Here is a 22,692-nt window from a genome sequence, read left to right on the forward strand (position 1 = left end):
TTATTACTAGGGAAGTCAGATTATGAAAACACTTATCAAGACAGCCACCATCATCGCAGCTGCCACAGTTGCCCTTAGTGCCTGTAGCTCAACCACAACCCCTACCGATGTGCAAGCTCGTCAAGACATCATGCAAGATTGGCGTATCTCAAGCAATATCATGAAAGGCATGATGGACAAACCAGATATCTTTGATGCCAAAACCTTTAAAGAACAAGCTGATCTCATCAGTGCCAGCTCCAAAGAAGTATGGACGCACTTTGCCAATCCAGAAAATAAAGGTAGCTCACAAGACACTGTATGGTCAGATGCTCAAGGTTTTAAAGAAAAAGCCGATGAGTTTAACGCCGCCGCTGATGCATTAGTCAATATCGCCCAAAATGCCCAATCAATCATTGATGTTGAACCCGCTCTTGGTAAAGTTTTAGAAAGCTGTGGCTCGTGCCATAAGACCTACAAACAAAAATAATTAAGACCAAATAACTCACCATCATCCAAAACAACAGCCCTAAATCCAATGTGTATTTAGGGCTGTTGTTCAAGCAACGGTATAGATCAACCAAACAGTCGCAAGACCTCCATCACATCAGCACGAACCATCTCAATACTCGGCATTTTTTCAGCATGAAAACGAATAACAGGAATGCCTGCACTGGACAGAGCCTTGTCTTTTTTGGCGTCTTGTTTTTGGCGTGCTTGACTCTCATGCGTCCAGTCATCAAGCTCAATCGCTGCCAACACAGTCTGCATGTCTTTATCTATTAAAACAAAATCCACACTCTGACGACACACTCTATTAAACCAAAATTGACGGTCGCTCCCTGCTTCTTCACTAGGCTCAATGATACGAGACAACTGCACTTGACTAAAAATCAAATATTCAGGCAAAGCAAGTTGCAACTTTTTAAAAAACTGAACTTCGCTATCTGTCATGATAAGCATCGGTTCAAACGGCCAAATGGCAAGTTCATCACCCTTAATCGCTTTTTCTTTTTTGGGTCTTTTAAACCAAAAAATAATAAAAACAAATACCGCCACAGCACCAACCAACCAAAACTCACTCATCAAAACACCAACATAAATTCATAAAATTTAATATAATCAAATACTTATTTGACAGAAAAACGAAAAGCATGGATTGTACCGTGCTTTTGTCATTTTTTCAAGTCAAGCAAACATCTCTTTAGATGATTGATACATCCAAAACAGCATGACCAATATTATCTTTCCATTTTTTTAACCCAAGCACCGTTTGAATCTACTCGGGAATCCTGAGATATTTTTTGTTTTAGAGCGTTTGCCTCATCATAGGAATTTGCTGAGCCGACCAACACACGAATGCCACGATTGGTTTGGCTAGTGCTGACCTGATAGCCTGCGTTACGGTACTTTGTAACAATCTCATCAATTTTAGCCTTGTTTGGAGAGATAGAAACTTGCACGCTATAAGTTGCTCCTGTTGAGTTTTTGTCACTCGCCGGATCTTTATTATCTGCTTTGGCAGACTTGGCAGTCTCTGCTTGCTGGGCTTGACCGGTAGCACCTAGCGTGGCAGCCGGTATCTTGATGATACGACCCAAAACCAAAGCATCTCCTGGAGCCATATTATTCGCCGCTGCGATGGTTGCTACCGGCACACCATATTGACGAGATAAAAGCGTTAGGTTATCGCCCACCATCACCTTGTGCTGACTTGTTTTGTTGTTGATGGTTTGGGATTTTTGGGTTGACTCAAGCTTAGCATTTACGGTCTTGTTCAGCGTCTCAGGTTGTGTTCGTGCAGGCACAGCGATAAGCTCACTTTGCGATGCCTTATCAACACTGATTGGTTTGTCCGCACTAACTGGGGCGAACTCCTGCTTTGCCTTTTCTAGTGCCAATATGCGAGCCTGCTCTTGCTCACTAAGAAGTTCATCAGCCTCTTTTGCCATCTGCTGATTACGCATCTCTCGCTCTTTTTGTTTTTGAGCGAGTAATTTTTCTTCGGTTGCCAGATCAGCGGTCAAAGGTGCCACCGTAGATCCTGCCACGCTCTCTTGTCTGATGTCGGTGGTGTTTTGAGAAATGGTGTGGTTCGCCTCTTCATTTTGCATCACTGCAAACATAGCAACCGCACCACCCACCAATAACACCAAACCTAAAAGAATTTGTTTTGAAATCATAAACCACCTATTTGCCATGATGATATTAAGCCAGCTTAATCAAATTATCTCACAACTTGTTAAATTAACGCATAAAAATACAATGTTTATTTCGTATTGTCAATCAATGTGCATCAAAACCAGTGTTTTTTTCGTGATTTTAATACATCATAAAAGCCACTCATCTTCTCAATAAGATTTACCCAATATCGCCATTAGCACCTCGCTCACCGTATAAAACGAACCAAACACCACCAACAAATCCGATTCATCACTCGCCTGTATCGCCGTCTGAGTCGCCGTTTCTAGATGGTTATGCGTAATAATCTGTGCAGATTTTAGATGATGCTGCATCAGCTTGACAATGTCCACTAAAGGCATGGCACGAATATGATTGATGGCAGCCACCTGCCATGTCGCAACAGTAAAATCTCCATCATCTAAACGCTTTTGCACCAAATCAAGCACCGCCCCTGTATCCTTATCCCCAAGCATAGAAAAAACAAAGTGCAATTTAGCATTAGGGTGCGAGCAAATATGGTTTTGCCAATACGGTACAAATTGCTCTAGAAAAAAAGCCATGCCGTGTGCATTATGAGCCACATCAAACAGCCATCGTCTGGCATTTAGTTGTCTGACATCAAACCGCCCTGCCAAACTTGCCTTACTCAATGCCTTTGCAATCATCTTGGGGTGGATATCAAGTGATGATGCCAGTACCGCACTCACAGCATTCACCGCATTTAATAAAGACAAGTTTGGTTTGGGTAAATCAAGCGTAATACCACTTGATGAATACTGCCAGCTCTCATCTTGTTCAGAAAAATCATAATCAACGCCCAGCTGATAGACTTTTGCTTCATTGTCTTTAGCGACTTTAAGTACGCTTGATGGCAACTTTTTTGCCCCCAAAATCACAGGGATATTAGGACGAATGATGCCCGCCTTTTCAAAGCCAATCTGGTCAATATCATGACCTAACCAATCTACATGATCAATGTCAATGTTAGTGATTACCGCCACATCTGGGTCAATAATATTCACCACATCAAGCCTGCCACCCAAGCCAATTTCAAGCACCCACACATCTGCTTTTTTTTCTTTAAAGATTAAAAATGCCGCTAAAGTCGTCATCTCAAAAAAGGACAGTGATAAACCACACTCTAGACGCACTCGCTCAACATTTGCCAAAGCACGCACAAGCGATGGCTCATCAATATCCACACCATCTACCTTGATACGCTCAGTGAAGCTCACCAAATGTGGCGACTGATACAACGCCGTCTTATAACCTGCACTTTGGCAAATCTGTGCAATGGTTGCTGTGGTTGATCCTTTGCCATTCGTCCCTGCCACAGTAAAGACATGGGGGCGATGGGGTGAATCATCTTTGAATATACCCAATCGCTTGGCAACAGGCAATACCCGCTCAAGTCCCATGTCAATAGCAGAAATATGAATGCCTGCAATGTAGTCAAGCCATGCAGACAGACTGTCTTGTTCGGTGAGTTTTGGTGAGTTTTGGTTGCTTGTGTTCATCTTGTGTTTTGATGGTTTGTCATTTTGAGTTATTCATAAAGAAAACGCCTGCATTGCAAGCGTTTTTGATTGGATTATTATACCACAACAGCAAATAAAGCACAGCAAAAAATAGCTTGGGCAAGACCAAAGATATTGGCAATTACTTACCCACATCTTTGCCAGTGGTGGCAAACAATCCTTTCTTTACCGCTTTTACCACTTTTCATAAAAGAGCCAACATAAGCTAAGCTAGTATCATAAGACAACTTACTATACCCATCAACGGCTTATTCATTAAAATGATGCTATTTTGGCAATTTTGTGTATTATTGACCGCCATGCAATCTTTATGCCATTCTCAATCAGGCGTTATTCTCTGATGATTTAGCGATGAGATTTACCCATCATCATAACAAATAAATCAACAAACCTATCGCAAAGAGTTCCATCAAAATAGTTTTACAAAAACGGTTTGACAAAACTTTAAAAACCAAATCAATATACTTAATTTGGTTTTTAAAGTATCAGGCATTTGGCAATTTGCACAGCTTGGTTAGCAGGCGATGCACCGTCTCAACAAGCTGATGACGATGAACCACCATATCCACCGTGCCTTTTTCAAGTAAAAATTCTGCACGCTGAAATGGCTCATCAAGCACCTCACGCACAGTCTGCTCAATGACTCGCTTGCCTGCAAAGCCAATCATCGCTTTTGGTTCGGCGATATGCACATCGCCAAGCATGGCAAGGCTTGCAGTAACACCGCCATAGACGGGGTTGGTTAACACCACAATATACGGCACGCCTGCCAAACGCAGACGCTCGATGGCAGCAGAGGTTCTGGCCATTTGCATAAGCGACAACAAGCCCTCTTGCATTCTTGCTCCGCCGGAGGCTGCAAAACAGACCAAAGGTTTACTCTCAACAAGGGCTTTTTCGGCAGCTTGGACAAAGCGATCACCCACCACAGAACCCATTGAACCGCCCATGAATTTAAAATCAAAAGCACAAGCAATCAACTCAAGATTCTTAATTTTTCCCTGCATAACAACAAGTGCTTCAGATTCGCCAGTAGCTGCTTGGGCTTCTGTCATACGCTTCGGATAAGGCTTAGAATCCACAAAATGCAAGGGGTTGCCTGCTTGAAATTCCTGTCCAAGCTCACCCTCAACCACTTCAAAAAACCAGTTTAAACGCTGGCGAGCAGACATCGTTAAATGATGGTCGCAATCAGGACAGACATATTGATTAAAAATCAACGAGGTGTTGGTCGTTAGTGTATGGCAACTAGGGCATTCGGTAGATGGTTCAGTATCCACTGCAGACAGTTGGACGATGCGGTCTTGCTTAATAGATGGCACAGGTCGATCCAACCAGCTTTTGAAAGTTGCTGGAGCGTCTGTTTGAGTATTTGATGCAGTCTGACTCATTAAAACTCCTAATTTGAGTGAACTGTTGTATCATAGCATAAGAATACCAATTTGTATCGCTATTTTGATATTTTTTGTAATAATATTGGTGAAATTTGATACATGGCGGACAAGTGCTTGGTTATGTTAATCACCAATTACTGTTGAAACACATCTGTGATACAAACAACGCAAAAAACCCATGACAGGTGCAATCATTATATCATAAGATAAAGACCAATAAGCGAACACTAAACTCAAAATGGCGATACAGCAATTTTTTTGATTTAGTTAGGCAATTTTAGTTAAATAGTTTTGGTTAGACAATTTTATCAATTACTAGGAGTAAAATCATGACCATTCAACATCTAAGCGTTATCGGTGCCGGCGTATTGGGCTCTCAAATCGCCTTTCAAGCTGCTTATCACGGCGTTCAAGTGTCAGCTATGACATTAATGACGAAGCGTTAAATAACGCCAAAAAACGCTTTGAGACTTTGGCGGATAACTATATCAAGGCAAAGGGTCGGCAGGCGATGTGGTGGTGTCTGATGAGTCTGATTTAGCTCTACTACAGCAATGGGCGGACGCAGGTAATGCCGATAATACCTTATGTCTGATGCAGATTAATCACGCGGGCAAGCAAGTCTCTAAAGATGTCAATCCAAAACCTGTCGCCCCAAGTGCTGTTGCCTTAGAAGGCATGGCAGACAGGATGAATTCTCCTAGAGCCTTAACGCTTGATGAGATTGAAACAATCTTAATCAGTTTGCCACCACCGCCAAAATTGCCAAAAAAGCAGGTTTTAAAGGGGTGCAAATTCATGCCGCTCACGGCTATCTTATCAGCCAGTTTTTATCTCCACATCATAACAGACGAGAGGATGAGTATGGCGGTAGCTTAGAAAATCGTATGCGACTACTGATTAAGATTTATACCGATATTCGTCAAGCAGTAGGAGCTGATTTTTTGGTAGGTGTGAAATTAAATTCAGCGGATTTTCAAAAGGGTGGATTTGATGAAAATGACAGCATCGCTGTCGTTAAACACCTAAGCGAACTTGAGATTGATTTTATTGAGATTTCAGATGGTAATTATGAAAGCCCTGCCATGATGGGTGCTAAAGACAGTACCAAAAAACGAGAGGCATTTTTTATGGATTATGCCCAAAAAGTCAGAGAGATAAGCCTAGTACCGCTCATCATCACAGGTGGATTTAGAAGTCAGCAGGCAATGGATGAGGCACTAGCAAGCGGTGAGCTTGATTTGGTGGGTATTGGACGCCCCTTAATCATGATGCCTGATATACCAAAACAAATGCAAGCAGGAACTTATCAAACCATCAACATTAACCCTGTGCGTACAGGTATTAAAGAGATTGATAAAAATGTCGGCTCAGTACTAGAGCTGTCATGGTACATGGCACAACTTGGTCGAATAGTAGCAGGAAAAGAATCTGGCCCCAACCTTGATCCAATGCTAATCGTGCAAAGCCTAAAGGGAGAAGGTAAACAAAAACTCACCACAGGCAGAAGCTAATAATAACAGAAACCAATAATAAAAATCATCTAGGCAGTCATAGCAACTAGATGATTTTTATTATGCACAGATGAGTTTAAAGATTAACATTTCAATCAGCCTACTTTTACGCCACCACTTAAATTTGTATTTTTAAATGCTATTTTAGACATGATATAGCAATATTTACTAACGAAAATACATCAAAACGCATAAAAATCCCACATAATTTTGATATCAATTTGGTTTTTAGTCAAGCAGGTCAGTCCGTTCGGCTTTCCATCAGTATCAAACATCTCACCAGTAATGAGCAATATTATCAGCTATTCATAGGATTTATTTTTCTTTATCTGATTCTTTTGGCATTTGCCGTAGGTTATTTACGCTCAACATTCTTCTTTGGTTATGATATGATTAAGGTTGACAACAAGCCTTACTATATTTTGGCGGTCAATGGCGATGAGGATTTAATTTTGGGTGAAAAGGTGGAAGATAATAATTGTTTTGTGTTTTTTTAATCGCAAAACATTAAATCATTATAATGTGTACATTACACCAACGCCATACCTACCCTTTCATGCCAATCCATCATCAACAGATATGACCGCCAATCAAGAATCATTGGTCAATTGCTTGCCTTAATTCATCCATTTTTGCCAAAATGGTCTGAGTCGCCTGCTTGATTTTGGTAGCATCTTGTCCTACATCAGCAAAGTTTTTGACCAATTCACTACCCACAATCACGCCATCAGCAAACTGAGCAACCGCTTTGGCACTCTCACCATCACGAATACCAAAGCCCACACAAACAGGCAAGTCGGTATCAGCTTTAATCGCTTGCACTTGGCTTGCTACATCGCTTGTATCCAAGGCTTTTGAGCCTGTTACGCCCTTGACTGATACATAATAAATAAAGCCAGTGCCACGCTTTAACACTGCCTTTCGTCTGTCGCTTTGGGTGGTGGGGGCAAGCAAAAATATTTGATTTATCGCTTTGTTCATCAATTTTTGCGACAAAGTTTCATCGGTTTCGTTGGGTGGTAAATCCACCAAAAGCAACCCATCCACACCGTTTTGTTCGCATAATCCCAAAAAGTCGTCATAACCAATAATTTCTACAGGATTTAGGTAACCCATCAGTAGTACAGGCGTGGTTGTGTTGGTTTTGCGAAATTCACCCACCATCTGTACTGCTTGGCGAGTACTCGTGCCATTTGCCAATGCTCGCTCGCCTGCCAAGCTAATGACAGAACCGTCCGCCATGGGGTCAGAAAACGGCAAGCCAATCTCAATAATATCAGCTCCGTGAGCAACAAGCTTGTGCATCAAATCCACGGTAACAGTAGGATTGGGGTCGCCTGCCATGATATAGGGAATCAGGGCTTTTTTGTTTTGGGATTTTAGGGTATTGAAAGTTTGGGTAATTCGGGTCATTTTAAATTCTCTTTATAGCTGACATAGCAGCAAGTCGATGATTTTTTTGATAAAGGTACTACCAATTGGTTTTTGTCATCGCCATGAATAACATAACAACTGTCCATCACAGCATTTGATTTGCCAATCTGATGGCTCTTAGCAACCATAGATCTGGATTCATGTATACCTAAAGCTCAATCCCCTCAACTTTCATCACCGTATGCAAATCTTTATCGCCACGCCCTGATAAATTAATGATAATAGACTGATCTGTTCTCATCGTTTTGGCAAGTTTTAATCCATAGGCGACAGCGTGCGAACTTTCTAAGGCAGGGATGATACCTTCGGTTTTTGTCAAAATCCTAAAAGCCTCTAAAGCTTCATCATCATCAATCACTGCATAATCAACACGCCCTTTATCCTTTAAAAAGCTATGCTCAGGACCCACTCCTGGATAATCAAGACCTGCTGATATGCTGTGCGTTTCTATGATTTGCCCCTCATCGTCCGCCATCAAATAAGTGCGATTGCCATGCAGAACACCGATACGACCTGCATTTAGTGGAGCTGAATGCTTACCTGTATCTACGCCGTGTCCGCCTGCTTCTACACCATAAATCGCCACATCATCGTTCAAGAATTCATAAAACAATCCCATTGCATTAGAGCCACCGCCCACACAAGCAACTAACGCATCGGGATTTTTACCCTCTTTTTCAAGATGTTGCATTTTGGCTTCACGCCCAATGATTGCCTGAAAATCTCGCACCAACACAGGATAAGGGTGAGGACCTGCTACTGTACCAATCACATAGTAAGTACTATCCACATTGGTTACCCAATCTCGCATTGCTTCATTCATGGCATCTTTTAGTGTGCGAGAGCCAGAGGTTACAGGCACGACCGTTGCCCCCAAAAGACGCATTCTATATACATTCATTTTTTGGCGTTCTACATCATCCGCCCCCATATAGACCACACACTCAAGACCTAGCCGTGCCGCTATCGTGGCTGTTGCTACGCCATGCTGACCTGCTCCGGTTTCTGCAATGATGCGTTTTTTACCGACCAGTTTGGCAAGTAGTGCCTGCCCAATGGTGTTGTTGACCTTATGTGCTCCTGTATGGTTCAAATCTTCTCGTTTTAGATAAATTTTTGCCCCACCTGTTTCATCAGTTAAGCGTTTGGCAAAATATAAAGGCGTCGGTCTGCCAACATAATTCACCAAATCATCATGAAACTCTGCCCAAAACTCTGGGTTGTTTTTAACGCTTAAATAAATGCGTTCTAATTCTTCTAAAGCCGTCATCAAAGTTTCAGAAACAAAACGACCACCATAAATGTCAAAATGACCTGATGAATTAGGATATTGAGTATAGTCTACCATGTAGTTTTCCTTTATTTTTTACCAAGTGGCATCAATCAAAAATGCCATGATTTCGCTGTCGCAACTAATTTTTGTCATATTCATCATACCAGATGTTGAATGTGATGAGACACCCAGTATGGCCTAAGCCTACCAAACTTTTTGGTGCATTACCAACTGACAGATGGATATCTTTTTACCTTTTTATGCTCTATAAATCTTTCACCACCGTAAGACCTGCAAAAGTCTGTGCCACAGGCATGACCTCAAGGCGATTGATATTGATATGAGACGGTAGATTGATGACATAGTTTACCATATCGGCGATGTCATCAGGGCGGATATAATCCACTTTTTCATAAGTTTTTTTGACTTTTTCATCATCGCCTTTAAATCGCACATTGCTAAATTCTGTATCGCCACAAAGACCTGGCTCTATGTTGGTAACACGGATGTTTTTGCCAATCAAATCTGCTCGCAAGTTTAAACTAAACTGCTTCACAAATGCCTTGCTTGCCCCATAGACATTCGCCCCAAGATACGGATAAGTACCAGCGGTTGAACCAATATTGATAACCAGTCCGCTATTTTTGGCGACCATGTAAGGCAAAATGCTATTAGTCATATTCACAAGCCCTAAAATATTGGTATCAATCATCGTCTGCCAGTCCGTAATACTGGCTTTATCTGCCGTCTCCAATCCCAGTGCCAAACCTGCATTATTGATCAATACATCAATATTGGCTAAAATCGCTTTATCTAGACTATCCAAAGCAGACTTAGTGTCATCTAAATTACTAACATCAAAACATAAAGGCATAAAGTTATCGCCAAGCTTTGCCTTGATATTGCCCAATTTATCAGCTCGTCTGCCTGTCCCAATCACAGTATGGTTTTTACTGATTAAACGCTTGGCAATCGCCAAACCAAAACCTGATGTTACGCCTGTAATTAAAATATTCATGACTTTTCCTAATGGTTTAAATATTGATTTACTTTTTGAAACTGACAGGCTTGATATCTAAAATGCTAGCCTTATGACATTTTGACAATCTTACCTTTAAATAAAGTCGCTAACAATCCAATTGGTAAAAAGGCAAAAATAATGTACTCAATGATATGGCTTGGAAACATCAATATGGCTTTTGCACCTATGAACGCCCCTATCAATGCTGACACAATACCGATTGGCACAATCTTCCAAATAATAGATTTTGCCTTAATAAAATTTTTAATGGATGCGACAGTTCAATATAGCCTGCCACAAAAGAGGCAGCAACCAACAAACCCAAGCCAGTATAAAAATATTGTGCAATAATGCTACCATCTAAAAACATAATAATTCCTTATACAAATAATGGTGCGGACAATTGATGATGACAGTCTTGTGAGAAAAGATAACAGCGATCCGGCTTATGATATAGTCCGAATACTCTTATTAGCCATCTGTCAAGACCATTAAATTTAGGAGTAAATCCATTTTTGGTATGTAGTACTCTTTGGTTGTCAAATGTTATGATTTGCTTTGGCTTAAGATACAATTGAGTCCATTTTGACTGGTTGAGACTGATTTTTTTAAATTCTCCATCATCAAAAGCGAGATTTATCCATCTTTAGCCATCAAATACACAGCCAATATCTTACCATTATGTATTTTTTACAAACCCATAAATTTTTTATTAAAAACGGAAAAATTAGATAATATGTAATTATAAGTTATGTGTCAAGATAAATCTTACAACATTCTTACTTATTTATAACCACTCTTGACGCCCTTCATAAATGCTATCATTTTCTCTCCACACTTCACTCCTTTTTCTTTTTCAATACCCCCGCTGACATCCACGCCTGCAATTTTTGCCATCAAAGATTTATTATTGATGACATCGCCAATGTTATCAGGGGTCAATCCCCCTGCCAAATAAATGGGTAAGGGTGAGTCGTCTGGGATTTTTTGCCAATCAAATGCTTGACCTGTTCCACCAAATGCCGATTGGCTAAATGTATCCAAAATCACACCGCTCGCCCCACATTGTGTCAGCTCCTGAATTTGACCCAAAATGGCATCTTGGGTGTCATGACTACCCACACGAATGGCTTTTATCCAGCGTTTATTGATTAGACTAGCAAGTTGTTGGCATTCACTAGCAGTTTCATCACCATGAAATTGCACAATATCAAATGGCACAGATTTTGCCAGATTGACAAGTTCACTCTCCCCCATATTCACCACCAAAGCAACAAGAGTGGTGAAGGCCGGTACGACTTGGGCTAAAACTTGGGCAGTGGCAATGTCCACATAGCGAGGACTGGGTGGATAAAACACCAGTCCAATCGCATTGACATCAAGTGATACGGCAGTTTTTAGGCTACAAGATTGGGTAAGTCCGCAGAATTTTATTTGCATGGCTTGTTTTTCCGTGTTGTTATTTTAATTGTTGCTTAAATTATACTTGTTTTACTAGGGCATTTGGCAAGCACCCGTGCCTTGGCTGACAACCTCAACGCTCGCCCCTGTCATCATAAACAAGCCTTTGATTTGCTCGGCAGCGTTCGTTGCTGCCAATGTCAAGACATCACCTTGACAAGCCTTGTTTAACACTTCATTTTTGGCAGATATCCACGCTTGGGCTAGGACTTGCGAGTCATTATTCACCGCACCAAACAGCCCTGTTTGCCAGTCATACACCTCCAAATCATCCAAATACACCGCAAAAATTTCAGAAGGCGGTACACTAATCATAATGTGCATCTGTTTGCCATCAGCCCCATCACGCTCACTCACCTGCACCATCTCAGGGGTAATATTGGATAAGTCCACACCAGATAACACCCTACCTCGTGCTACAAACAACCCTTTTTGCTCATCTTGCCACAGTCGTTGCCAAGTCCCTGCCTTATTTGCCGTAATGACCGTATCAATACTAAATGCCACCGACTGCAATCGAGACAGCTTTTGAATGTCGGTAATGATACCATCTCTACTGATGGCGTTCACCTGACTGGCAGACTCATCATACATTTTGGCAAATAACCCAACCACAACACCAATCACCAACAAAAGCACCCAATAAAATAAAGGCAGTTTGGTTTTTTTCATCGTTTTTCTCTTTGTTACATCAATCATAGAAAATTTATCATAAAATCAGACAAACAGCCATTTTTTTAAAAATTTTTTAAAAATTAAGTTGCATAAAAGGCTAAGATTGCCTTAAGATAGCACATTTTAAGATAAAAATATCATTCATATTTTGCCATTTTGTTAAGGGTAGCCATGAAAGCCAGTCAATTTACTTTCGCCACTTTAAAAGAAACGCCAAGCGATGCTGACATCATCTCAAGCCAGCTTATGCTAAGAGCAGGACTGATTCGCAAACTTGCCTCAGGTCTGTATGTTTGGATGCCTACAGGACTAAGAGTGTTAAAGCGTGTCGAAAAAATCGTCCGTGAAGAAATGGAACGCATCAACGCCCAAGAATTGCTCATGCCAGTTACCCAACCTGCCGAACTGTGGCAAGAGTCTGGTCGCTGGGAAGATTATGGGGCAGAACTGCTTCGCTTTAAAGACCGTCATGGTCGTGATTTTGTATTAGGCCCGACCCACGAAGAGGTCATCACCGACATCGCCAGAAATGAACTAAAAAGCTACAAACAACTGCCCGTTAGCTACTACCAAATCCAAACCAAATTCCGAGATGAGATTCGCCCACGCTTTGGTGTGATGCGTGCTCGTGAATTTACCATGAAGGATGCTTATTCTTTCCATATTGACAAAGACAGCTTAGCACAGACCTATCAAGACATGTACGAGGCTTATGGTCGTATCTTTACTCGTCTAGGGCTAGACTTTCGTGCAGTACAGGCTGATACTGGCTCTATTGGTGGTTTTGCCAGTCATGAATTTCATGTTTTGGCTGAAAGCGGAGAAGATGACATCGCTTTTTCTAGCAAGTCAGATTTTGCAGCTAATATTGAGCTTGCCGAAGCAATTTGCACCAACGAGCGAGCTACCCCAAGCGAAGAACGCCGTGATGTTGATACACCAAATATGCCAACTTGCGAAGAGGTCGCCGAGCATCTTGGTATCGCTTTAGATCGCACGGTGAAGACACTCATCGTAAAAGGCTCATATTCAGAAGATAAACCTGATATGCCAAAGCTGGTTGCTCTCATCTTGCGAGGCGACCACACCCTAAATGAAATCAAAGCCGAAAAAATATCCCAAGTCGCCACTCCGTTCGCCATGGCAACCGAAGAAGAGATTAAAGAAGCAGGTCTGATTAAAGGTTATATCAGTGCTGATTTGGCAGAATTTGATATTCCTGTATTCGTTGACAGAAGTGCTGCTGCATTATCTGACTTTGTTTGTGGTGCAAATATTGAACATAAGCATACCGCAGGCATGAACTGGGAGCGTGATGCCACCATCACTGAAGTTGTGGATATTCGCAATGTCGTTAATGGCGATATCAGCCCAGATGGCAAAGGCGTCATCTCAATCAAGCGTGGTATTGAAGTGGGTCATATTTTTCAGCTAGGCGATAAGTACTCTGATGCACTAGGTTGCAAGGTGTTGGGCAAAGAAGGTAAGCCTGTAACTCTGATGATGGGGTGCTATGGTATTGGTGTTAGTCGCATCATCGCTGCTGCCATTGAACAAAATCACGATGACAATGGCATTATTTGGGCAGACACCCCTGACCCAGCCGATAGCATCGCACCGTTTAGTGTTGCTATCGTGCCAATGCGTTCAAAAGATGGCTTAGCAGAAGCCAAAGCAGATGAACTATATCAAACACTCAAAGAAAAAGGGGTTAATGTACTGCTTGATGACCGTAATGAACGCCCTGGTGTGAAGTTTGCCGATTTAGAGCTTATTGGCGTGCCACATCGCATTGTTGTCTCTGAGCGTAATTTGGCAGAAGGTAAGTACGAGTATGTCAAACGCACCGATGGCGAAAAAATCATGCTAAGCCTTGATGAAATTTTAATGAAATTTTGACAGACTGATTGATAAGTTGTCATCAACCCAATAAAGAACAGACCTTAAACGGTCTGTTCTTTATATTTTAATCTAGCACAATCAGTATCAAACTGCCCAACTTGTCAATCTAAGCATTCATGTTTTGCCAATATCGCACATATCTCAAGCAATCTATTGGCATAGCCCCATTCATTATCATACCATGCAAAAATCTTGATTTGCCTACCTGCCTGCATGAGCTGACCGCCATCAATGACCAGTGAATGATTATCGCCAATAAAATCACTTGATACCAACGGCTCGTCAGTATAGCCCATGATACCCAAAAGCCTGTCTTGACTGGTCTGCCTTAAAAACTCCGCCACCGTTTCCACATTGACAGCCTGCCCAACAGTGATATTCACATCAATGGCAGCCACATTGATGGTTGGTACTCGGATGGAATGTCCGTTAATCCGCCCCTTTAAAAATGGCAACACTCGTTCGGTGGCATTGATACTACTTGAAGTGGTTGGAATGATATTGTTACTGGCGGTGCGTGCTCGCCTAAGATCCCTATGGGCTTGGTCAAGCACATTTTGGTCGGCGGTGACTGCATGAATCTCGGTCATCATCACCGCATCAATACCAAATTGCTCATCAAATACTGACAATAGCGGTACAAGTGCCTGTGTGGTACAAGATACGCCAGAGATGATGGGCAGATGACGACCAAGCAGTGATTCATTCACGCCCATCACAATGCTAGCATCCACCCTATCAAAGGGTGCGGCCCCAACGATGACTTGATGAGCACCTGCCTTACGATGCCTACTGGCTTCATCATAAGAACGAAAACAGCCTGTACATTCAAGCACCACATCAACCCCTAGACTGCCCCACGGCAGATGGTTGGGATTACTTTCATTTAATAATAAAATTTGCCAATGCTTATCCTGATGACGCAGTCCAAAAAAGGATTGCCCACCTTGCTCGATCAAGTCCGCCTGTACACCCATTGCCAAGAGTCTACCATGTGTCGAATCAAACTTTAGTAGATGTAGTAGCGTCTCACCATCAGCAATATCATTGATCGCCACGATTTCAATCTGAGAAAACCGCTCGCTTTGTCTTAAAAAAGCTCGCAAGACATTTCTACCAATCCGACCGAAGCCGTTAATCGCCAAGCGAAGTTTTGGCGACTTTATCACAGATTCAGGCATCGCCAAGCTCCTTAGTACCAGATTTATCAATAAAAATCAAAGCAAGTCGCACTTCATTATAACCATAACGACCACCCCATTCTTCCACAATAGGGCTTAACAAAACCCCCTCATCAAAGCCACCTTGAGATTCAATCGCATCATAAGCGACTTGTACATCAGCGATGATTTGATTGCTTGGGCGAATGTGGGCATAATCAAACTCGCTATTTTTTCGATACAGCTCGTCAATATGCCTGATGATGGTTGAGATGGCAAGACTTCTTTTGTGAGCAATTTCATCAATACCAAGACCCTTATCCAGCAGTGCCTTAGTCTCTTGCAAGGTTTGACTTAATTGTGATTTTCGTACCAGATTTTTATCATCAATCTTTATAAACGCAGGGTCATTATCTCGTCTATATTTTCTTTCTTCATCTTGTTTTTTTTGTTCAAGCAGACGCATTTCATTCTGATAAACCGTCTCTTTTGAAGTGATGCCTTGACAAGCAATGACAAAATCAAGGTGCAGTTTATCCAGTGTGTTGTTATCCAACATCAAAAATTCCGCCTCTTGCTCGGCAGCAATTTCCCAAAAACGCTTATCTACTCGAAATACCCATTCGTCCAACAGCAGGCTTTTTTGATTAAAGCCTAGCAGTTTTAGCCCATCTAAAGAACGCAGTCGAGACAAGGCTACATAACCTTGACCTGCTTCAAAGGTGCGAGATAAATCAATCTCCGCCGCCTCTAAAGTCATGCCTTGCGACTTATGTATCGTAATCGCCCAAGCAAGGCATAATGGTATCTGGGTGTAGCTTGCGATGACCAACCCATCTTTATCCTCAACTATCCATTCTTCAGGCTCAGCCAACACCTCTCTGCCACTGTTAAGACGCACTAGCGGATATAACTGCTGAGCATTTGATAAAGACACCGAGTCATTCGGCGATACAAAATCCATAATCTCACCCATTGTGCCGTTAAATACGGCATTATTTGGGTTGTTTTTGACAAACATTACCTTAGCACCGATTTTTAGATGCAGGTTTTCAGAGACTCTTACACTTCGCTTTAGATTATCCACCAGTATTTTATCGCCAAAAGTATTCCCTTCATACCAATGGGATTTGCCATCTAGTTTGGCAAGCTCGGTTTCATTGATGTGATCCACATTGATGTTGTGTGTGTATAGACGAATGCGGTTGATGTCTATGCTGTGATGCTGTGCTGATTTCAAAATATTAATAGCATCACTGCTGACTTGTTGAGCTCGAATCTGATTGAGAATGTCGTTCAGTGACATACCAAATCTTGCTGATTCATCTTGGGCATCTTGACGATGTTGCTCGGTTAGATAGCACACCAAAAGCTCTGCTGCTACCCATGATTTGGCCATAAAAGCAAATTTTTCTTTATTACTTTCGCCTTTTTTGCCAACAGGGGGAAGCTGAAAAAAATCTCCCGAAAAAATCACTTGCATTCCCCCAAAGGGCAAATCATTCTTACGAATGACTTTTAAAATCTCATTGAGCAAATCCACCTGATTGGCATGAAGCATGGAAATTTCATCAACAATCAGCACCTTTGATGACACAATACGCTCACAAACCGATTGGCGAGACTTTAAGCGAGTAAAGTCAGCCACATCAAAGCTATCTTTAATGCCCATGCCCGACCATGAATGTATGGTCATGCCGTTCATATGCGTAGCGGCAATGCCTGTGCTTGCTGTTACCGCCACTTCAATGTTGCGTGCACGCAAATAGCAGATGTATTCATTAAGCAAATAGGTCTTGCCAGCCCCTGCCTGCCCTGTCAAAAAGACATTTTTTCCTGTTTTTAAGATTGTTAATGCGGTTGATTGTTTCATGTGGTTTTGCAATGATAAAAAAATAAAAAGTGCGATAATTTGGAAATACAAAAAATCAAACACCCTAGCATAGCATAGTTTTTGATGGTGCGGATAGTTTTGCACCTATTTTTAGCAAAATTTTTATTCAAATTGACAGCAATCTTCATGTTTTATTTAGTCACACTAAAAATGACATACTGCATTCACAGTATGTCATCGTATTTGGTGCAATTTAAGTCAAGCACTCAATTAAATCAGACTCTCTACCGCCGCCACTACTTTATCGGTGGTGATACCAAAGTACTCAAATAGATCTTTGGCAGGAGCAGATTCACCAAAGGTTGTCATGCCGATGACCTTGCCATCAAGCCCAACAAATTTATACCAATAATCAGTAATGCCTGCCTCCACCGCCACACGGCTACGGACTGCTGATGGTAGTACGCTTTCAATATAGTCTTTATCTTGTTTAACAAAAATCTCAGCACATGGCATGGACACCACACGCACGCCGATGCCTTTTTCACCAAGAATCTGATGAGCTTGCACTGCTAAATCCACCTCAGAGCCTGTGGCAATGATAATGGCTTGTAGGTCGCCCTTCTCTTTAACTAGTACATAAGCTCCTTTTTCAATCAAGGTGAGTTGTTCGTCTGTACGAGCTTGGTGTGCTAGATTTTGACGAGATAAGATGAGCGATGTTGGTGCATTGGCAGTTTGCAGGGAAATTTTCCATGCCACAGCAGTTTCTACCGCATCGCAAGGTCTCCAAGTAAAATGATTTGGTGTCTGACGCAAACTTGCAATCTGCTCCACAGGCTGATGGGTTGGACCATCTTCGCCAAGACCAATACTGTCGTGGGTATAGACATTGATAACACGCTGTTTCATCAGTGCTGACATACGTACCGCATTACGAGCATATTCCATGAACATAAGGAATGTGGCGGTATAAGGAATAAAACCGCCATGCAAAGCCACGCCATTGGCAATAGCCGTCATGCCAAATTCACGCACGCCATAATGTACATAGTTACCGTCTATATGCTCTTGCACACCTTTAGCACCGCTCCACAAGGTCAAGTTAGACCCCGTCAAGTCAGCCGAACCACCCAAAACTTCTGGTAGTAATGGAGCAAATGCACCGATGGCATTTTGGCTTGCCTTACGAGTGGCGATTGTCTCACCTTTGGCTTGGCATGCTTTGATAAATTCATCAGCTTTGATAACAAAGTCGCTTGGTAACTCGCCTGATAATCTACGCATCAACTCGCTTGCTTGAGTAGGATATTTGGCTTGATAATCAGCAAATTGAGCATTCCAATCACTCTCCAAACGCTCGCCTTTATCGCAGGCATTCCACGCTTCATAAATCTCATTAGGAATCTCAAAAGCATTGGCATTACCCCAACCCAACTCTGCTCGAGTCAGTGCAATCTCATCAACCCCAAGCGGTGCTCCATGACTGTCTTCTTTGCCTTGCTTATTCGGACTGCCCAGACCGATGACGGTTTTACAAATAATTAAGGTAGGCTTATTGGTTTCGGCTTTGGCTTGAATGGTCGCTTCACGAATGGCATCTGAATCATGACCATCTACACGCAGAACCTGCCAATTATAGCTCTCAAATCGTTTGGCAGTATCGTCTGAAAACCAGCCTCCCACTTCACCATCAATAGAAATGCCGTTATCGTCATAATAGGCGATCAACTTGCCAAGCCCTAGTGTGCCAGCAAGCGAACAGGCTTCATGCGACACACCTTCCATCAGGCAACCATCTCCCAAAAAACAATAGGTGTAGTGGTTAATGATGGCATTATCAGACTTATTAAACTGCCCTGCCAAAGTTTTTTCTGCCAACGCAAAACCCACTGCATTAGCAATGCCCTGCCCCAAAGGACCTGTGGTTGTCTCAACGCCATCAGCATAGCCATGCTCTGGATGCCCTGCAGTTTTGGCGTGTAATTGGCGAAAATTTTTGATGTCATCAATCGTCAAATCATAGCCGGTCAGATGCAACAAAGCATACAGCAACATAGAGCCATGCCCATTTGACAAAACAAAACGGTCTCGGTTTGGCCATTTGGCATTTTTAGGATTGTGATTTAAGAATTCACGCCATACCACATCAGCGATATCCGCCATGCCCATAGGTGCACCAGGGTGTCCTGAGTTGGCTTTTTGGACAGCGTCCATAGCAAGAATACGAATGGCGTTGGCATTGTGGCGTTGGTTTAAAGGGGTTGGCATATCGTTTTTCCAAGTTTTACAAGTAAAATTTGAATTATTATAGCACATTCCACCCCATTGAGCGAAACTTACCAATGAAAAAACCGCCCAATCCTAAGATTAAACGGCTTTTTAAAAACATTATTTAAGCACTTGCAGTCCACCCATGTAAGGTTGTAGCACTTTGGGGATATTGACTGTGCCATCTGCGTTTTGGTGGTTTTCTAAAATGGCAAGCAAGGTTCTGCCCACCGCAAGCCCTGAACCGTTTAGGGTATGTACAAGCTCAGTTTGCTTACCATCTTTGATTCTTGCACCCATACGGCGAGCTTGAAAGTCACCACAGTTAGAACAGCTACTAATTTCACGATAAGTATCCTGAGACGGCAACCATACTTCAATATCATAAGTCTTAATTGCCCCAAAACTCATATCACCTGTGCACAGTGTCATCACACGATACGGTAGCTCCAATGCTTGCAAGATGCTCTCAGCTTGTGCCGTCATTTCTTCTAAAGCCTGCATGGAAGTATTGGCACGCACAATCTGCACCATCTCCACTTTTTCAAATTGGTGCTGACGGATTAGCCCACGAGTATCACGCCCTGCCGACCCTGCTTCACTACGAAAGCATGGTGTGTGAGCGGTGAGTTTCATTGGCAAATCAGTTGGAGCAAGTATGACATCTCGCACGGTGTTGGTAAGTGGCACTTCACTGGTGGGTATCATATAGTAGCTGTCAGAGACTTTGAATAAATCTTCTTCAAATTTAGGCAACTGTCCTGTCCCTTTGAGACTCTCGGCATTTACCATATAAGGCACATACATTTCAGTATAGCCTTTGGCAATGTGAGTATCTAACATAAACTGTATCAAGGCACGATTCAGTCTTGCTAGCCCACCTTTTAGCGTGCTAAACCTTGCCCCTGTAAGCTTGCTTGCCAATGCAAAATCAAGCTGTCCTAAACTCTCACCAATATCGGTATGGTCTTTGATATCAAAATCAAACACACGAGGTGTACCCCATCTGCGAGTCTCTACATTGTCTGCTTCATCAACCCCAACAGGCACGCTGTCATCAGGTAAGTTAGGAATGGCAAGGCTTGCATTGGTGATGGTCGCCTGCAATTCTTTTAGCTGATTTTCGGCAGTCTTCATCTCATCACTGACTTTCTCCATTTGAGCAAGCAGTTCGTCAGTATTTTCACCACTGCGTTTTAATTCGCCAATCTTTTTTGCCCCTGCGTTCTTTTGAGCCTGTAGCTCTTCGGTACGAACTTGTAGCTCTTTACGCTTGATTTCTACATCTGTCCAAAAATCAATATCCAAATCATAACCACGAGTTGCAAGCTTTTGTTTTAAAACGGTTAAATCGCCACGAAGTAATTTTGGGTCTAACATAGATTGCCTTATCTTAAAAATCTTAAAAAAATTCTCAAAATTGCCCAACGAGCAATTCGGTAAAGTTATTCAACCAATACATTTAAAGTAAAAACTTCTTTATCATATCAAAAAAGCCGACACATTTCAGCAAATTTACAGCATTTTGACTATTTTTTATAAAAAATCCATCAACTTGATGTTTTTTTGGTTTTGTGGTTTATTTTTTGAGATAAAATCGGTAATATAAGCAAATATTTTTATCTATTATTTTGCACTAGGAATACATCATGAGCAAGGCTCTTTATCCTTACACCCTAAAACCCATCACCCTTAACATGACTGATGCCGAATTTCGTGGTGCTCAGCTTGCCCTATTTGAAAAAGGTGCAAGCAATTTTACCCTAAAATCCGTCCGCACCAAAGAATGGATTGTCATGGCGATTGTGTTGGTGGCAGCGATTGCTGGACTTGTTTTTGTCAGTGGTTATTCAACCATTATTTTTTGGCTGATGTTGGTACTTGTTGCATTGTATTTGGTGGCTCGCACGGCTGGACTAAAATGGTACATGAAAAGAGAATACGACAAACAAGTCAGTACCACACAGATGCCCAAAGAGATGGAAATGGTACAGCTTGGCGTGCAGTCGCACGGCTTAATCATGAGTATTCCTACCCCCAGCGATGTCATAAATAGCCCACAAATGCGTGGCATGCAGATGCGTTCAGCCCCCATGCAATCAGCAGTCATTCCTTGGAGTGCAGTTAGTAGTTGGGATGAGACTGATGATTATGTGTTTATGATGTTTGAAATGAAAGGTCAAAAGGGCAGTCAAATCATTCCAAAACGCCTAGAAACCCAAGGTCTGCCCATCAAAACCATCATCAAACACCTCAGCGACACCAAACCAAAAGGGCTAGAATCACTAACCCAACCGCTGTAACCGGCATTGTGTACTTAATAGGTTTTAAATTTACAGTTTTAAACTTCATAAAAACACTGGATATCTCTGGTGTTTTTTATTGACTTTTATTATCTTTAATTACCATCTTTTATTTAAAAAAATAAATCATTCTCGCCAAACAAATTGATAAAATAAAATATTGCGTTGTGATAATTCAATTGCCTTTATCTGATTATTTTGTTAGGATATATCTATAAACAGCAGGTATTTTATTCAAATTCTTTAGCAAAGTGAGGAAAATCATGAGCACCACTCAAATTGGTCTTGAAAAAGCAGAACTAACTCCTGTCATCAAGGCATTGAACAACCTATTGTCTAGCTATCATGTATTTTATATCAATGTGCGTGGTTATCACTGGAATGTCAAAGGCGAGCACTTTTTTACCTTGCATCCAAAATTTGAAGAGCTATATACTGAGCTACAACTACAAATTGACGAGATTGCTGAGCGTATCCTAACGCTAAGTGGCACCCCTTTGCACGCTTATAGCGATTTTACTCAATTATCATCTATCCAAGAAGATAAGAGCGTCTTTAATGGTCGTGGTTGCGTAGAGGGCGTGGTCAAAGGCTTGCAAGCCCTAATTGAAGAACAACGCAAGGTTGCTGCCATAGCTGAAGAAGCCAACGATCAAGGTTCTGTGGATTTGGTATCTGGCTACATCCAAGAACAAGAAAAGATGGTTTGGATGTATAATGCTTTCTTAGGTTAATGCTTTCTTAAACCA

General features: G+C 41.9%; 22 protein-coding genes. 9 read left to right on the forward strand and 13 right to left on the reverse strand.

What is annotated here, in order from left to right:
* The first annotated feature begins 22 nt into the window (after positions 1–22).
* Positions 23–469 carry a c-type cytochrome gene (locus LU276_RS07025; RefSeq protein ID WP_284673150.1) on the forward strand — a complete coding sequence of 149 codons (447 nt, stop codon included), beginning with the start codon at positions 23–25 and terminating at the stop codon, positions 467–469.
* Between the two features lie 86 nt (positions 470–555).
* On the opposite strand, the gene LU276_RS07030 is transcribed toward LU276_RS07025, so the two are convergent.
* The 4 genes from LU276_RS07030 to accD form a co-directional block, all read right to left on the reverse strand.
* The gene (locus tag LU276_RS07030) at positions 556–1,065 is read right to left on the reverse strand and encodes a DUF2726 domain-containing protein (protein WP_284673151.1); all 510 of its coding nucleotides are present in this window, start codon (positions 1,063–1,065) and stop codon (positions 556–558) included.
* Between the two features lie 155 nt (positions 1,066–1,220).
* Positions 1,221–2,162, reverse strand: coding sequence for an SPOR domain-containing protein (locus tag LU276_RS07035; protein ID WP_284673152.1), 942 nt, complete (start codon positions 2,160–2,162; stop codon positions 1,221–1,223).
* A 168-nt stretch (positions 2,163–2,330) separates the two neighbouring features.
* Positions 2,331–3,680 carry a bifunctional tetrahydrofolate synthase/dihydrofolate synthase gene (folC, locus tag LU276_RS07040; RefSeq protein ID WP_284673153.1) on the reverse strand — a complete coding sequence of 450 codons (1,350 nt, stop codon included), beginning with the start codon at positions 3,678–3,680 and terminating at the stop codon, positions 2,331–2,333.
* A 506-nt stretch (positions 3,681–4,186) separates the two neighbouring features.
* Positions 4,187–5,092, reverse strand: coding sequence for an acetyl-CoA carboxylase, carboxyltransferase subunit beta (gene accD, locus LU276_RS07045; RefSeq protein WP_284673154.1), 906 nt, complete (start codon positions 5,090–5,092; stop codon positions 4,187–4,189).
* A gap of 332 nt (positions 5,093–5,424) precedes the next feature.
* Between accD and LU276_RS07050 the strand changes: the two genes are divergently transcribed.
* The 4 genes from LU276_RS07050 (at position 5,425) to LU276_RS07065 (ending at position 7,106) form a co-directional block, all read left to right on the forward strand.
* Positions 5,425–5,541: a 3-hydroxyacyl-CoA dehydrogenase NAD-binding domain-containing protein gene (locus tag LU276_RS07050; protein ID WP_284673155.1), complete on the forward strand. Its 117-nt coding sequence runs from the start codon at positions 5,425–5,427 to the stop codon at positions 5,539–5,541.
* A gap of 73 nt (positions 5,542–5,614) precedes the next feature.
* Positions 5,615–5,974, forward strand: a complete 360-nt coding sequence (locus tag LU276_RS07055; RefSeq protein WP_284673156.1) for a beta/alpha barrel domain-containing protein — start codon at positions 5,615–5,617, stop codon at positions 5,972–5,974.
* Positions 5,884–6,609, forward strand: coding sequence for an oxidoreductase (locus LU276_RS07060; protein ID WP_284673157.1), 726 nt, complete (start codon positions 5,884–5,886; stop codon positions 6,607–6,609). The genes LU276_RS07055 and LU276_RS07060 overlap by 91 nt, the downstream gene beginning before the upstream one ends.
* Before the next feature lie 221 nt (positions 6,610–6,830).
* Entirely contained in the window at positions 6,831–7,106 is a 276-nt protein-coding gene (locus tag LU276_RS07065; protein ID WP_284673158.1) for a hypothetical protein, read from the forward strand.
* Between the two features lie 100 nt (positions 7,107–7,206).
* Here LU276_RS07065 and trpA read toward each other — a convergent pair whose 3' ends face one another.
* The 3 genes from trpA to LU276_RS07080 all read right to left on the reverse strand — a co-directional run bounded on the left by trpA (position 7,207) and on the right by LU276_RS07080 (position 10,334).
* Positions 7,207–8,022 (reverse strand): tryptophan synthase subunit alpha, encoded by an 816-nt coding sequence (gene trpA, locus LU276_RS07070; RefSeq protein WP_284673159.1) that lies wholly within the window; start codon positions 8,020–8,022, stop codon positions 7,207–7,209.
* A 169-nt stretch (positions 8,023–8,191) separates the two neighbouring features.
* On the reverse strand, positions 8,192–9,391 hold the full coding sequence (trpB, locus tag LU276_RS07075; RefSeq protein WP_284673160.1) for a tryptophan synthase subunit beta: 1,200 nt from the start codon (positions 9,389–9,391) through the stop codon (positions 8,192–8,194).
* Positions 9,392–9,581: 190 nt separating this feature from the next.
* Entirely contained in the window at positions 9,582–10,334 is a 753-nt protein-coding gene (locus tag LU276_RS07080) for an SDR family NAD(P)-dependent oxidoreductase (RefSeq protein ID WP_284673161.1), read from the reverse strand.
* An 81-nt stretch (positions 10,335–10,415) separates the two neighbouring features.
* Here LU276_RS07080 and LU276_RS07085 point away from each other — a divergent pair, with 81 nt between their 5' ends.
* On the forward strand, positions 10,416–10,688 hold the full coding sequence (locus LU276_RS07085; RefSeq protein ID WP_284673162.1) for a hypothetical protein: 273 nt from the start codon (positions 10,416–10,418) through the stop codon (positions 10,686–10,688).
* A gap of 432 nt (positions 10,689–11,120) precedes the next feature.
* On the opposite strand, the gene LU276_RS07090 is transcribed toward LU276_RS07085, so the two are convergent.
* Positions 11,121–11,777, reverse strand: a complete 657-nt coding sequence (locus LU276_RS07090) for a phosphoribosylanthranilate isomerase (RefSeq protein WP_284673163.1) — start codon at positions 11,775–11,777, stop codon at positions 11,121–11,123.
* Between the two features lie 54 nt (positions 11,778–11,831).
* Positions 11,832–12,470 carry a DUF4230 domain-containing protein gene (locus tag LU276_RS07095; protein WP_284673164.1) on the reverse strand — a complete coding sequence of 213 codons (639 nt, stop codon included), beginning with the start codon at positions 12,468–12,470 and terminating at the stop codon, positions 11,832–11,834.
* 174 nt (positions 12,471–12,644) lie between these two features.
* Between LU276_RS07095 and LU276_RS07100 the strand changes: the two genes are divergently transcribed.
* Complete coding sequence (locus tag LU276_RS07100) at positions 12,645–14,372, forward strand: proline--tRNA ligase (protein ID WP_284673165.1); 1,728 nt, start codon at positions 12,645–12,647, stop codon at positions 14,370–14,372.
* 104 nt (positions 14,373–14,476) lie between these two features.
* Here LU276_RS07100 and LU276_RS07105 read toward each other — a convergent pair whose 3' ends face one another.
* The 4 genes from LU276_RS07105 to serS form a co-directional block, all read right to left on the reverse strand.
* Entirely contained in the window at positions 14,477–15,556 is a 1,080-nt protein-coding gene (locus LU276_RS07105; protein WP_284673166.1) for a type I glyceraldehyde-3-phosphate dehydrogenase, read from the reverse strand.
* Positions 15,549–17,408 (reverse strand): AAA family ATPase, encoded by a 1,860-nt coding sequence (locus tag LU276_RS07110; protein WP_284673167.1) that lies wholly within the window; start codon positions 17,406–17,408, stop codon positions 15,549–15,551. The genes LU276_RS07105 and LU276_RS07110 overlap by 8 nt, the downstream gene beginning before the upstream one ends.
* Positions 17,409–17,639: 231 nt before the next feature.
* Positions 17,640–19,640, reverse strand: a complete 2,001-nt coding sequence (gene tkt / locus LU276_RS07115; RefSeq protein WP_284673168.1) for a transketolase — start codon at positions 19,638–19,640, stop codon at positions 17,640–17,642.
* A gap of 120 nt (positions 19,641–19,760) precedes the next feature.
* Entirely contained in the window at positions 19,761–21,020 is a 1,260-nt protein-coding gene (gene serS / locus LU276_RS07120; RefSeq protein ID WP_284673169.1) for a serine--tRNA ligase, read from the reverse strand.
* Positions 21,021–21,289: 269 nt separating this feature from the next.
* Here serS and LU276_RS07125 point away from each other — a divergent pair, with 269 nt between their 5' ends.
* Positions 21,290–21,943 (forward strand): YcxB family protein, encoded by a 654-nt coding sequence (locus LU276_RS07125; protein ID WP_284673170.1) that lies wholly within the window; start codon positions 21,290–21,292, stop codon positions 21,941–21,943.
* 263 nt (positions 21,944–22,206) lie between these two features.
* Entirely contained in the window at positions 22,207–22,677 is a 471-nt protein-coding gene (locus LU276_RS07130) for a Dps family protein (protein WP_284673171.1), read from the forward strand.
* Positions 22,678–22,692: the final 15 nt, after the last annotated feature.

Origin of the sequence: Moraxella haemolytica (genome assembly GCF_030177935.1) — a bacterium.
Lineage (GTDB): Bacteria > Pseudomonadota > Gammaproteobacteria > Pseudomonadales > Moraxellaceae > Moraxella > Moraxella haemolytica.